Genomic DNA, 12,247 nt, shown 5'->3' with positions numbered 1-12,247 from the left:
TTCATGGCCGTCCACTCATCATCGATCCTGCTGCTGCGGTGCTAGCACTGTCGCCACGCCTGTTCCTGCCTTCGGTTTTGCTGGCAATCATCCTGTTTGCCTTTTGGCGTCCGGACAATGGTGCAAGCGAGACGATGGCCCTGCCAGCTCCGGTTGCAATGTCCGACAAGCGCATCGCCTTCAGTTTCGACGACGCGCCTCGCGGTGCCGGTGCATTTCTGGAGCCGGATGTAAGACCCGGATTGCTGGTTGAAGCGTTGAAAACTGCCGGCATTGAGCAAGCGGTCTTTTTTGTGAATCCTGGTCGGATTACCGATCACGACAATGATGCCGCCGATATTGCCGCCTATGCCAAGGCTGGCCATGTCCTGGGCAATCATACAGCCGATCACAGCAAGCTTTCCGCTGTCTCGGCAGCGACATTTCTCGCCGATATCGATGCAGCCGAGGCATGGTTGAAAGACAAGCCCGATTACCGCCCCTGGTTCCGCTTTCCGTTTCTGGACGAGGGCCGGAAAAACCGGGTGAAGCGCGATGCGGTCCGTGCCGGTCTCAGGCAACGCGGCCTGATGAATGGCTATGTGACCGTCGATGCATCGGACTGGTATCTGGAAGAAATGGCGATTTCGGCGTCCGAAGCGGGTAAGATCATGGACTGGAATGCACTACGCGACCTGTTTGTTGAATCTTACGTGCAATCGGCCGATTTCTCCGACGATCTGGCGCGGCGAACGCTGGGCAGGGCACCCGTGCAGATGATATTGCTGCATGAAACCGATCTCTCTGCGATGTTTGTCGATGATCTGGCGGCAGCGCTGAAAAATCAGGGCTGGACGATTGTTACAGCCGACGAAGCCTATCGCGATCCGATTGCCCATATGGAGCCGGATGTCGATTTTGCCGACGGCACCCGCACGCAGATGCTCGCCGCCGAGCGCAATATCGGCAATCGCTGGTATCGGCGGAATGATCAGAAAGTAGCAAAAAAGCTATTTGCCGCGAGGGTCCTGCGCGACTAGACCCTGCTGCATGAAAACAATCGATATCCTTCGCAGCTTCGCCTTCGCTGTCGCGGTAGCCGGCACATCATCGGCGTCTGCACAGGCGCCTGAGCAAATCGCGCAGACAGTGCTCGCCAAAAACCCCGTCATCGACGGGCATAATGATGCACCCGAGCAGATCGCCGAACGGTTCGAGAGCGATTTTTCCGAATTTGATTTTCGCAACACAATTCCGACCACCGGTACCGGCTCGAAACCGATGCACACCGATATTGCCAGGCTTCGGCAGGGCAGGGTCGGTGGCCAGTTCTGGTCGGTGTGGGTCGACCCGGAACTGCCGGAATTTGAAGCGGTGCAGCGGGTGATCGAACAAATTGATATCGTCCACCAACTGGTTGCTCGATATCCAGACGATCTGCAGCTTGCACTGAATGTTGCGGATGTCGAGTCGGCGCAGAAAAATGGCCGGATCGCTTCCATGATCGGCATGGAAGGTGGTCATTCGATCGGCAATTCTCTCGCTGTGCTCCGACAGATGTACGCGCTTGGCGCCCGTTATATGACGCTGACACACTGGAAGACACTCGACTGGGCGGATAGCGCCACCGATGCGCCGAAAAGCGACGGCCTGTCCGATTTTGGTGTTTCCGTGGTGCAGGAAATGAACCGGCTCGGGATGATCGTGGACATCAGCCATGTCTCCGAAGCGACAATGAATGACACCCTCGACGTGACCAAGGCACCGATAATGTTCAGCCACAGCTCTGCGGACGGTGTGACCAGCCACCCACGCAATGTCCCCGATTCAGTTCTGCGGCGATTGCCGACCAATGGCGGGCTAGTGATGGTGACTTTCGTACCATCCTATGTAAGCGCAAAAAACCGGGACTGGGATGCGGCGCAAAAGGCCGAGGAAGCACGTGCTGCTGCCTTATATCCCGGTGATGCGGCAGCGCGCTCCACCCATCTCGCGGACTGGCGCGACGTCCATCCAATGCCAGCGGTCACGGCAAAGGATATCGCCGACCATATCGATCATATCCGGGCTGTCGCCGGAATTGATCATATCGGTCTTGGCGGCGACTATGACGGAATAAGCTTCACCCCCGACGACCTCTCGGACGTATCGACCTATCCGCTGCTGTTTGCCGAACTTGCAAAGCGCGGATATAGCGCAGCCGATCTTGCAAAAATCGCTCGCGGCAACATATTGCGAGTGTTGCGAGGAAACGAATCAACCGCCGCTGCCATGGCAAAAAACTAGAAAGCGTTATGACCCAATTTTCCCTGACCGAAGACCAGCTTGCCATTCAGGAAATGGCGCAGAAATTCACCGCCGACGCGATTACCCCGCATGCGGCCGAGTGGGATGAAAAGCATATTTTCCCGCGCGACGTCATCAAGCAGAGCGCCGAACTCGGTTTCGGCAGCATCTATATCAGCGAGGAATCGGGTGGCATCGGGCTGGGCCGGCTGGAAAGTGCGATCATCATGGAAGCCATGGCTTACGGCTGCCCCGCGACCAGCAGCTTCATTTCGATCCACAATATGGCCAGCTGGATGATCGACTGTTTCGGATCGCAGGTCGTTAAAGACAAATTCCTGCCCGATCTGATTTCGATGGAGAAGATTTCCAGCTATTGCCTGACCGAACCAGGCAGCGGTTCGGACGCAGCGGCGCTGAAGACCAGCGCCAGACGGGACGGGGACTATTATGTCGTCAATGGCGGCAAGCAGTTCATTTCCGGTGCGGGTGTCAACAATGTCTATGTGACCATGGTGCGCACCGGTGATGACGGCGCCAAAGGCGTTACCTGTCTGGTCATCGAAAAGGATATGGACGGAGTGAGTTTCGGTGCACCCGAACGCAAGCTCGGCTGGAACGCCTCGCCGACGGCGCAGGTGCATTTCGACAATGTCCGCGTGCCTGCCGAAAACCGGGTTGGCGATGAGGGCGAGGGCTTTCGCATCGCCATGGCCGGTCTGGACGGGGGGCGTCTGAACATCGGTGCATGCTCGCTTGGCGGGGGACAGCGCTGCCTCGATGAAGCCTTGGCCTATACCAAGGAGCGCAAGCAATTCGGCAAGGCGATCAGCGATTTCCAGAACACCCAGTTCATGCTGGCCGACATGGCGACCGATCTCGAAGCATCGCGGGCGCTGCTCTATCTTGCGGCGGCGAAGGTAACCGAAGGCGCGCCGGACAAGACCAAATTCGCGGCCATGGCCAAAAGGCTGGCAACTGATAATGGCAGCAAGATTGCCAATGATGCGCTGCAACTCTTTGGCGGCTATGGCTATTTGCAGGACTATCCGATCGAACGCTTCTGGCGCGATTTGCGGGTGCACAGCATTTTGGAAGGTACCAATCAGGTCATGCGGATGATCGTTTCGCGCGAACTGCTGCGGCAATAGGGAAATTATGACAGAAGATCTTATCATCAGAAAAACCGGGCGGGTTGGCCATATCAGCCTGAACCGGCCGAAAGTGATCCATTCGCTCAACCTCGACATGTGTCTCGGGATGATCGACGCGTTGCTCGCGTGGCGCGACGACGACGAAGTCGAAGCGGTGATCATCGACCATAGCGAAGGCAGGGGTTTTTGCGCCGGTGGCGATATCGCCATGCTGCGCGAATCCGGCTTGACCGACGGCAAGCAAGGCCGCGAATTTTTCTACAAGGAATATCAGCTCAACCATCTGATGTTTGAATATCCCAAGCCCGTGGTCGCGTTCATGAACGGGATCACCATGGGCGGCGGTGTCGGCATTTCGCAACCGGCCAAATATCGGGTGGCGACGGAATATACCCGCTTCGCCATGCCGGAGACCGGGATTGGCCTGTTCCCAGATGTCGGCGGCGGCTGGTATCTGTCGCGGCTTGAGGGACGGCTGGGCCAGTTCCTGGCGCTAACGGGCGCAAGGCTCGACGGTGCCGAGTGCAAGGATGTCGGCATTGCCACCCATTATCTGGAATCGGACGTTCTGGAAGAAGCCAAGCAGCGAATATCTGAAAAGCCGGACCGGATCGAAGGCATATTGGGCCAACTGTCGGGCAATATCCCCGAAGCGCGGATCGCCAAGAACCTCGACAAGATCGACAAGTTCTTTGCCTCCGATCGGTTCGAGGAAATCTTGGCGGCGCTGGAGGCCGACGACAGCGAATGGGCGGCCAAGGAGCGCGATACGCTCGGCACCAAAAGCCCGCAGACCTGCAAGGTCGCCCTGCGCCAGCTCAAGGAAGCCGCGGCGATGGAAAGCTTCGCCGACGAGATGCGTAACGAATATCGGATCGGTTATCATGTGCTGGTGATGCATGATTTCCTCGAAGGCGTGCGGGCGTTGATTGTCGACAAGGACAATGATCCGAAATGGAACCCGGCGACTCCCGAAGAAGTCAGCGCCGAATGGATCGACAATATTTTCGCGCCGTTACCGGCAGAGGAAGAATGGAAACCTTTATGACTTATGAAACCATCCTGACCGAAACAAAGGGGCCGGTCACCCTGATCACCCTCAACCGGCCGCAAGCCCTGAACGCGCTGAACAGCCAGGTTCTGGACGAACTGATCGATGCCTTCGCTGCCTTTCAGGCGGACGAGACTCAGAATTGCGCCGTCCTGACCGGTTCAGGCGACAAAGCCTTTGCCGCCGGCGCTGACATCAAGGAAATGTACGACAAGTCCGCGGCCGATTTCTATCTGGAAGACTTCTTCGCCAAATGGACCAGCCATATCGTCAAGGCGACCCGCAAGCCCTGGATCGCCGCGGTCAACGGTTTCTCGCTCGGCGGTGGCTGTGAACTGGCGATGATGGCGGATTATATCATTGCCAGCGACAAGGCGAAATTCGGCCAGCCTGAAATCAAACTGGGCGTCGCGCCCGGCATGGGTGGTTCGCAGCGGCTGACGCGCGCGATCGGCAAGGCCAAGTCGATGGAAATGTGCCTGACCGGCCGCATGATGGATGCCGCAGAAGCCGAACGGTCGGGGCTGGTGGCCCGCGTGGTGCCGCATGACGAATTGCTCGAGGAAGCCATGAAATCCGCCGCGCTGGTCGCCTCGATGCCGCCGATGGCCGCGCAGGTGAACAAGGAGATGGTCAATGCGGCGTTCGAGAATAATCTTGAACAAGGCCTAGTCCACGAGCGCCGCCTGTTCCAGATCCTGACCGCCACCGAGGACAAGAAAGAAGGCATGGCCGCGTTCATCGAGAAACGCGAAGGCCAATGGAAGGGACGGTAGGAATAGCTGCTTCAACCTCGCAAGGCGACATGGTTTTGTTTCGCTGACAATCACTGGAGACTGTAATGAAAATCGGATTTATCGGCCTTGGCAATATGGGCGGCGGCATGGCTGCCAATCTCGCGAAGGCGGGGCATGAGGTCCATGCCTTTGATCTGTCCGGCGAAGCGCTTGCAAGGGCCGGCGAGGCTGGCTGCCATCCGGTGAGCGACGCCGCACTAGCAGTCCAGAATATGGAAGCCGTTGTGACCATGCTCCCGGCTGGCACCCATGTCCGCAAGGTCTATGAATATGAAATCATCATCAACGCCAATCCCGGCACATTGGTAATCGATTGCTCCACGATTGATGTCGACAGCGCGCGGGATGTAGCGACCATGGCCGAAGCGAAAGGCCTTGTGCCTGTGGACGCCCCGGTATCCGGCGGCATCGCTGCGGCCAATGCGGGTACATTGACCTTCATGGTCGGCGGTAGCGACGAAGGCTTTAAACGCGCCGAACCGATCCTGTCCGACATGGGCAAGGCGGTGATCCACGCCGGCGGCAATGGCGCCGGACAGGCGGCAAAGATCTGCAACAACATGCTGCTCGGCGCGTCGATGATCGCGACCTGCGAGACGTTCAAGATGGCGGAGAAGCTCGGGCTCGACCTCCAGACATTCTACGATATTTCTTCCAAGGCTTCAGGCCAGAACTGGTCGATGACCAGCTACTGCCCGGTGCCCGGAGTGGGTCCGCAAAGCCCGGCAGACAATGGCTATGAGGGCGGGTTTGCTGCTGCCTTGATGCTCAAGGACCTCCGTCTCGCGATGGAAGCTGCACAAAGCGCCGGGGCGGATGTGCCAATGGGGGCGGAAGCCGCGAAACTCTATGAGCAATTTGCCGAAACACAGGGGCAGGGCGGCAAGGATTTCTCCGGCATCATTGCCATGCTGGACAAGGGCTAAGCTCCCATGCCGCCGCTGTGGATGGTGCTGTGCGGTCTATCTGGAACGGTTGCCGTGATTTCGGAGATTGGCAACCGGCGCCGCAACAATCGTCGCGATATTGAAGATGTCGGATTCATGCCGTGGTCGACGCTTACCGCCTTGGCATTGCTGACCTTCGGCATATCGATTGCCTTCGGTCTGGGAATAATCTCGACCGAATGAACGGCTGATTACAGGCAGGCTTCCAGCAGGGGTTGGTCGAAACCATATTGCCGCGCTTTTTCCAGCGTATAGGGGCGCAGGCCAGCCGATACATAGTCGCCGATGATCTTGCCGTCGGCATCCTCGTCCAGATATTGATATTTGAACAGTTCCTGGGTGACGATCACGTCGCCTTCCATTCCGATCACTTCGGTGATGTTGGTGGTCCGGCGCGAACCGTCACGCAGACGTTTCACCTGAACGATCAGATCGACCGATTCCGCGATCTGGCGCGAAATGGCTTCTTTCGGGATCTTGATGTCGCCCATCAGGATCATGTTCTCCATACGGCCGAGACATTCGCGCGGGCTGTTGGCGTGAAGCGTACACATGGAGCCATCATGGCCGGTGTTCATGGCGGCCAGAAGGTCGAAACATTCCGCGCCACGAATCTCACCAAGGATGATCCGGTCGGGACGCATACGCAGGGCGTTCTTGACGAGATCGCCAATCGTAATCGCGCCTTCACCTTCAAGGTTTGGCGGACGGGTTTCGAGCGGCAGCCAGTGCGGCTGCTGCAGGCGAAGTTCGGCGGCATCCTCAATCGTCAGCACGCGCTCGCCGGGATCGATCATTTTCGACATGGCATTGAGCATGGTCGTTTTACCGGAACCGGTACCACCAGAGATAACCACATTGAACCGGCAAGCACCGGCAATCTTGAGCACCGTGCACATTTCGTCCGACATCGAGCCGAAACCCTTCATCAGGTCGAGCGTAATCGGTTTCTCGGAAAATTTACGAATGGAGATCGCGGTGCCCTTGAGGCTAAGCGGCGGAACGATAACGTTCACACGCGAACCGTCTTTCAGACGGGCATCGGCAAGCGGTGTGGTCTGATCGACGCGGCGGCCGACCTGGTTCACGATCCGCTGCGCGATCTGGAACAGATGTTCCTCGTCGCGGAACTGGATCGGCGCAATTTCCAGCTTGCCCTTGATTTCGATATAGGTCTGTTCGGGCCCGTTGACCATGATGTCCGAAATGTCCGGATTGCCGAGCAGCTCTTCGAGCGGTCCGAAGCCAAGCAATTCGTCAACCAGCACTTTTTCGAGAGCAAATTGCTCGCGCCGGTTAAGGGTCAGCTTGAGCTCGGTCAGCACTTCCATGATGATCGGGCGGAATTCTTCGGTCAGCTCTTCCTTGTTCAGTGTCGCTGCGGCTTCCGGGTCGACACGCTCTAGCAGGCGAGGGAGAACCTGTTCCTTGATCTTGTGGACAGAGGCACCGAAACCTTCTTCTTTGCCTGAACTTTCTGCCAGCGGTTGCGAACGTTCGGAAAGCCGTGCCATGGCATCGCTTTGCACGGACGCTGGTGCAGATGGCATTTCTTCGTCGGAGTGCGAGATGGATTCAAGCGGCGGAAACTGATTGCCACCAAGATTGTCTTCTCGATTTTCAGTTTCGGGCGCTTTCTTGCCGCCACCGGTCATTGGCTTCGCCACGCCAAAGGACGGCTTGCCGCCGCCCAATCCATTTTTCTTGCCAAATGCACTCATGCTGTTCTGTCCGATATGTCTAATGTCACACGATCAGCGCTCTCTTTCCCCGAAAATGGTTAATAAACCGGTAAATTTACGCAAATGGCCGCGGATGATTGCGAATGCGCATTTTGTCACTTGTGCGGTGCAGGGCAGCCACTAAGCCATGAGAAATGTACAAGGAAATAAATTTTGACCACTAGCCATGCTCGCGATCGGGCGGCTGCGGCCGGGGGGATTTCGCTAGCGCTCGTCGCATTCGCTGGATTCCCGCTTGGCGATGCTGTGATAAAATCTATGGCAGGAGACTGGCCCGCTCCGGCGGTTGCGGCCTTGCGCTTTTCGATAGGTGCCTTGGCTCTGGCTGTGATCCTTTTCCTGCGGGAAGGGCGAAGTGGCTTTCGGGTCAACCGTCCCTGGCTTCATATGGCACGTGGTTTCACCCTGTTTGTCGGGACCCTGAGCTTTTTCTCGGCGATCTACATCATGCCGCTGGCCGATGCGGTTGCGATATCGTTCGTCAACCCGATACTCACCGCCCTGTTTTCCGGCTGGTTCCTGAAAGAGAAAATGCCACCCCGGACATGGGGTGCGACGATTATAGCCTTTGTCGGGGTGCTTATCATGCTCCGCCCCAATGTCGCGGCCTTTGGCTGGGTAGCCATTTTACCCCTGATTTCCGCCTTTGCCATGTCGACATTGCTGATCCTCAACCGGATGGTATCGACCCAGCGTTCAATCTTCGCCGCCCAATTTTATATTGCTTTCTGGGCGGCAATATTCCTGATCATCGCTTCGCTGATCGGGCACTGGCTGGTCCCTGTCATGACCGTCCCCGGCGCACCGGATTGGGATGTTGTCCTGCGCTGCCTGCTGGTCGCACTGACCGCGACGGGCTGTCACTTCCTGCTGTTCATGGCAACCATGCGTACGACGGCGGCGGCCATTGCCCCGATCGTCTATATCCAGCTGTTGATCGCGACGGCAATCAGCGTCTTTGTCTTTGGCGATCCGATAGACCGGACGGCAATGTTTGGAGGCCTGTTGATAATTTTCAGTGGCTTGCTGCTGTGGCGCAGCGCGCGACGGGCCAATACGGTTCTGGAGGCCTAGCCTGTCTGGCAAAGCTGTTCGAAAAGCCTGATATGCTGGTCGACACTATTTTCCATGGCATAGGTTTTCGCGCATGCCCGGAGGGGCTCGAGCGGCTGCGGTGAGTCGATCTCGTCCCGTATCGCCTCGGCAAGTGCTTCGGGGTTTTGGACAGGCACAGTGTCTTGACCGATCTCATGCATCAACTGCGTCAGGCCTGTCGAACAATCGGTTGCAACCACGGCGCAACCGGTAGCCATCGCCTCTATCGGAACCGCCGGAAATCCTTCCCAGTGCGAGGACAGGACAAGAATGTCCGACTGTGCCAGATAGGGTGTCACATTGCCGACAAATCCCCTGAAGTCTATCCGTCCGGCGAGACCCGATTGTTGGGCAAAGCGCCTTGCGTCTTCCAGAAGCGGTCCATCGCCCAAAATGGTCATTGACCAGGGCAGATCGCCAATCCGGGCGAGTGCCGCAATCAGGTCCATATAGCCTTTCTGTGGCGCAATACGGCCGATCGCGAGCAGGCGAGGGGGAGAGCCCGGGGCACGGGCTGTCCGGACCGCTCCGGATGACAGCATGCCGGCGTGGACATAGGGGTTGGGAACCGCATGGAACCTGTCCGCCACCTGCGGATAGAGGCGCGCATATTCTACTGCGTCAGCCTCGCTCAGGGTCAGGGACATATCGCCCAATCTTGCGGTAACGCCAAAACGCCATATCCGGGAGGCTTTTGACCATCTTGCGACACCTGGCCGCAGGATCGGGTTGGTGATTTTTTGGATGATTCTGGTTGGGACATGTCCGGCGAGTTTTCGCGCAATCGCGAGAGACAGATTGGACTGATTGCCGGCGGAAAAAATCGCTCTGGGTCGATGCTTGCGGATCATGCGGGCGACAGCGGGAATCTGCAGCAACAATTGTAGTCCTCGTCCACCGATTTTGGCGGTGGGTACCATGCGGACACTCACTTCTGCTGCGATCAGATCGGCTACCGGGCCGGCGGCCTTGGTCAGCCACAGTTCGGTGGGAATTCCACGTTCGGCCATGCCATTGGCCAGCAGGATCGCAACCCGGTCGAGCCCGCCAGCGCCAGGTTCGTAAAGAAAATGGACGACCGGTGCGCTTTGGGGCGTTGCATTGCTCATCAAATGCTGACCGAACCCGATTTCGTCAGTTCAGGCATAGTCGCAACGGTCTGGACGGCTTTTCCGCCCTGTCACTGCGATAATTTGTCGGGTTTCAAGCGTAAACGGGAGGCAAGTCATGTCCATGGGAACCAGGGCCATTCTCTTTCCCTGACAGTCCATCACATCTGAGGCAAAGGGAGGAGATATATTATGATACAGCTCCCCTGAATGGCTAGCTGACAGCTTCAGCCAGAACCGTCAGGCCCTTTTCATTGACCTGGGCAAAACCGCCCTGCACGGAAATCGTCTCCGGCGTCGCGCCTTCGCTGGCATAGATGACCAGATCGGCATCACGGATTGTCGACATAACGCCGGCGTGATTGGCAAGCACGCCAAAATCACCCTCGGTACCGGGCACAACCACCATGAATACATCTTCCGAGCGGACGAGTTTCTCTGGGGTTACGAGTTCGAAATGTAGGTTTGCCATTTTCATTCTCCACCCCTCCTTTTCAAAGGAGGGGTAAGGGGTGGTTTATGAGCAGATTGGCTCGATGCCGATCTGCGAATTTGTGGGTGAGGACGGGCCCCACCCCAACCCAACCCCTCCCCTGAAGGAGAGGGGCTTAGCTGTTTAAGCCGCTTCAGCAGCCATTTTTTTGCCTTTTTCGATCGCTTCTTCGATTCCGCCGACCATGTAGAAGGCGTTTTCAGGAAGATGATCATATTCGCCTTCGACAACCGCCTTGAACGATTTGATCGTGTCTTCAAGATCAACGAACTTGCCCTTGATGCCGGTGAAGACTTCAGCAACGTGGAACGGCTGCGACAGGAACTTCTGGATCTTGCGAGCACGCTGAACAACCAGCTTATCTTCTTCAGAAAGCTCGTCCATGCCGAGAATGGCGATGATGTCCTGCAAAGACTTATATTTCTGCAAGGTTTCCTGAACAGCACGGGCCGTATCATAATGTTCCTGGCCAACAACGCGTGGCTCGAGAACACGCGAGGTTGAATCGAGCGGATCAACAGCAGGGTAGATGCCCAGCTCCGAAATCGCACGGTTCAAAACGGTGGTAGCGTCGAGGTGGGCAAAGGAGGTTGCCGGTGCAGGATCGGTCAAATCGTCGGCAGGAACATAAATGGCCTGAACCGATGTAATCGAGCCCTTGTTGGTGGAAGTAATACGTTCCTGTAGCGCGCCCATGTCGGTCGACAGGGTAGGCTGATAGCCAACAGCCGAAGGAATACGGCCGAGCAGTGCGGACACTTCCGAACCAGCCTGGGTGAAGCGGAAGATATTGTCGATGAAGAACAATACGTCCTGACCTTCGACGTCACGGAAATATTCCGCCTGGGTCAGACCGGACAAAGCCACACGAGCACGCGCTCCTGGAGGCTCGTTCATCTGGCCGAATACGAGAGCCACTTTGGAACCTTCCGACTTCGGATTGCCGTCGGCATCCTTGGCGATAACGCCAGCGTCGAGAAATTCGTGATAGAGATCGTTACCTTCACGGGTACGCTCACCAACACCGGCGAAAACGGATGTACCGCCATGGCCTTTTGCAATGTTGTTGATCAGTTCCTGAATAAGCACCGTCTTGCCCACGCCGGCGCCGCCGAACAGGCCGATCTTGCCGCCCTTTGCATAAGGGGCGAGCAGATCGACAACCTTGATGCCGGTAACCAGAATTTCATTCTCGGTCGACTGGTCGACGAAAGCAGGGGCTTCCGCGTGAATAGGAGCAGTGGTCTTGTTGCCGATCGGGCCGCGTTCGTCGATTGGCTCACCGATCACATTCATGATCCGGCCGAGCGTTTCGGGACCAACAGGCATCATGATCTGCGAACCGGTGTCGGTTACTTCCTGACCGCGGGTCAGACCTTCGGTCGCATCCATGGCGATGGTACGAACCGTATTCTCGCCGAGATGCTGAGCAACTTCGAGAACCAGCCGGTTACCGTTATTGTCGGTTTCCAGTGCCGAGAGAATTGCCGGGATTTCGCCATCAAAGGTTACGTCGACGACAGCGCCGATAACCTGTGAAATGCGGCCTACATTTTTGGTTTTTGCCATTTTTCCGTTTCCTTGCGTACGTGCT

General features: G+C 57.1%; 12 protein-coding genes. 8 read left to right on the top strand and 4 right to left on the bottom strand.

Features of this window, described 5'->3' with window-relative positions; translation table 11 throughout:
- The first annotated feature begins 38 nt into the window (after positions 1 to 38).
- From AZE99_RS10530 to AZE99_RS10500, 7 genes are all read left to right on the top strand, one after another.
- Positions 39 to 1,019, top strand: a complete 981-nt coding sequence (locus tag AZE99_RS10530; RefSeq protein ID WP_156472213.1) for a polysaccharide deacetylase family protein — start codon at positions 39 to 41, stop codon at positions 1,017 to 1,019.
- Between the two features lie 10 nt (positions 1,020 to 1,029).
- On the top strand, positions 1,030 to 2,265 hold the full coding sequence (locus AZE99_RS10525) for a dipeptidase (RefSeq protein ID WP_067200733.1): 1,236 nt from the start codon (positions 1,030 to 1,032) through the stop codon (positions 2,263 to 2,265).
- 8 nt (positions 2,266 to 2,273) lie between these two features.
- Positions 2,274 to 3,416, top strand: a complete 1,143-nt coding sequence (locus AZE99_RS10520) for an acyl-CoA dehydrogenase family protein (RefSeq protein WP_067200730.1) — start codon at positions 2,274 to 2,276, stop codon at positions 3,414 to 3,416.
- Positions 3,417 to 3,423: 7 nt separating this feature from the next.
- Positions 3,424 to 4,467, top strand: a complete 1,044-nt coding sequence (locus AZE99_RS10515; RefSeq protein WP_067200727.1) for an enoyl-CoA hydratase/isomerase family protein — start codon at positions 3,424 to 3,426, stop codon at positions 4,465 to 4,467.
- Complete coding sequence (locus tag AZE99_RS10510; RefSeq protein WP_067203554.1) at positions 4,464 to 5,246, top strand: enoyl-CoA hydratase-related protein; 783 nt, start codon at positions 4,464 to 4,466, stop codon at positions 5,244 to 5,246. The genes AZE99_RS10515 and AZE99_RS10510 overlap by 4 nt, the downstream gene beginning before the upstream one ends.
- A 65-nt stretch (positions 5,247 to 5,311) precedes the next feature.
- Positions 5,312 to 6,193 (top strand): 3-hydroxyisobutyrate dehydrogenase, encoded by an 882-nt coding sequence (mmsB, locus tag AZE99_RS10505; protein ID WP_067200724.1) that lies wholly within the window; start codon positions 5,312 to 5,314, stop codon positions 6,191 to 6,193.
- Between the two features lie 6 nt (positions 6,194 to 6,199).
- The gene (locus tag AZE99_RS10500) at positions 6,200 to 6,397 is read left to right on the top strand and encodes a hypothetical protein (protein ID WP_067200721.1); all 198 of its coding nucleotides are present in this window, start codon (positions 6,200 to 6,202) and stop codon (positions 6,395 to 6,397) included.
- An 8-nt stretch (positions 6,398 to 6,405) separates the two neighbouring features.
- Here AZE99_RS10500 and AZE99_RS10495 read toward each other — a convergent pair whose 3' ends face one another.
- The gene (locus AZE99_RS10495; RefSeq protein WP_067200718.1) at positions 6,406 to 7,935 is read right to left on the bottom strand and encodes a CpaF family protein; all 1,530 of its coding nucleotides are present in this window, start codon (positions 7,933 to 7,935) and stop codon (positions 6,406 to 6,408) included.
- Positions 7,936 to 8,109: 174 nt separating this feature from the next.
- Between AZE99_RS10495 and AZE99_RS10490 the strand changes: the two genes are divergently transcribed.
- Positions 8,110 to 9,030: a DMT family transporter gene (locus tag AZE99_RS10490; protein WP_067200716.1), complete on the top strand. Its 921-nt coding sequence runs from the start codon at positions 8,110 to 8,112 to the stop codon at positions 9,028 to 9,030.
- Here the strand turns inward: AZE99_RS10490 and AZE99_RS10485 are convergent.
- The 3 genes from AZE99_RS10485 to atpD form a co-directional block, all read right to left on the bottom strand.
- Positions 9,027 to 10,160: a glycosyltransferase gene (locus AZE99_RS10485; protein ID WP_067200714.1), complete on the bottom strand. Its 1,134-nt coding sequence runs from the start codon at positions 10,158 to 10,160 to the stop codon at positions 9,027 to 9,029. The two genes, AZE99_RS10490 and AZE99_RS10485, sit on opposite strands and share 4 nt — an antisense overlap.
- A gap of 214 nt (positions 10,161 to 10,374) precedes the next feature.
- On the bottom strand, positions 10,375 to 10,632 hold the full coding sequence (locus AZE99_RS10480; RefSeq protein ID WP_067200711.1) for an ATP synthase F1 subunit epsilon: 258 nt from the start codon (positions 10,630 to 10,632) through the stop codon (positions 10,375 to 10,377).
- A gap of 144 nt (positions 10,633 to 10,776) precedes the next feature.
- Positions 10,777 to 12,222 (bottom strand): F0F1 ATP synthase subunit beta, encoded by a 1,446-nt coding sequence (gene atpD / locus AZE99_RS10475; protein WP_067200708.1) that lies wholly within the window; start codon positions 12,220 to 12,222, stop codon positions 10,777 to 10,779.
- Between the last annotated feature and the right edge of the window lie 25 nt (positions 12,223 to 12,247).

Origin of the sequence: Sphingorhabdus sp. M41, from assembly GCF_001586275.1 — a bacterium.
Classification (GTDB): domain Bacteria; phylum Pseudomonadota; class Alphaproteobacteria; order Sphingomonadales; family Sphingomonadaceae; genus Parasphingorhabdus.
The sequence above is the reverse complement of the archived record's forward strand: the minus strand, read 5'-3'. Positions and strand labels throughout refer to the sequence as shown.

Excerpts from the sequence above, each read along its gene's own strand:
- AZE99_RS10525 (WP_067200733.1), top strand. The coding sequence starts at position 1,030 with ATGAAAACAATCGATATCCTTCGCAGCTTCGCCTTCGCTGTCGCGGTA.
- AZE99_RS10520 (WP_067200730.1), top strand. The coding sequence starts at position 2,274 with ATGACCCAATTTTCCCTGACCGAAGACCAGCTTGCCATTCAGGAAATG.
- AZE99_RS10515 (WP_067200727.1), top strand. The coding sequence starts at position 3,424 with ATGACAGAAGATCTTATCATCAGAAAAACCGGGCGGGTTGGCCATATC.
- AZE99_RS10510 (WP_067203554.1), top strand. The coding sequence starts at position 4,464 with ATGACTTATGAAACCATCCTGACCGAAACAAAGGGGCCGGTCACCCTG.
- mmsB (WP_067200724.1), top strand. The coding sequence starts at position 5,312 with ATGAAAATCGGATTTATCGGCCTTGGCAATATGGGCGGCGGCATGGCT.
- AZE99_RS10500 (WP_067200721.1), top strand. The coding sequence starts at position 6,200 with ATGCCGCCGCTGTGGATGGTGCTGTGCGGTCTATCTGGAACGGTTGCC.
- AZE99_RS10495 (WP_067200718.1), bottom strand. The coding sequence starts at position 7,935 with ATGAGTGCATTTGGCAAGAAAAATGGATTGGGCGGCGGCAAGCCGTCC.
- AZE99_RS10485 (WP_067200714.1), bottom strand. The coding sequence starts at position 10,160 with ATGAGCAATGCAACGCCCCAAAGCGCACCGGTCGTCCATTTTCTTTAC.
- AZE99_RS10480 (WP_067200711.1), bottom strand. The coding sequence starts at position 10,632 with ATGGCAAACCTACATTTCGAACTCGTAACCCCAGAGAAACTCGTCCGC.
- atpD (WP_067200708.1), bottom strand. The coding sequence starts at position 12,222 with ATGGCAAAAACCAAAAATGTAGGCCGCATTTCACAGGTTATCGGCGCT.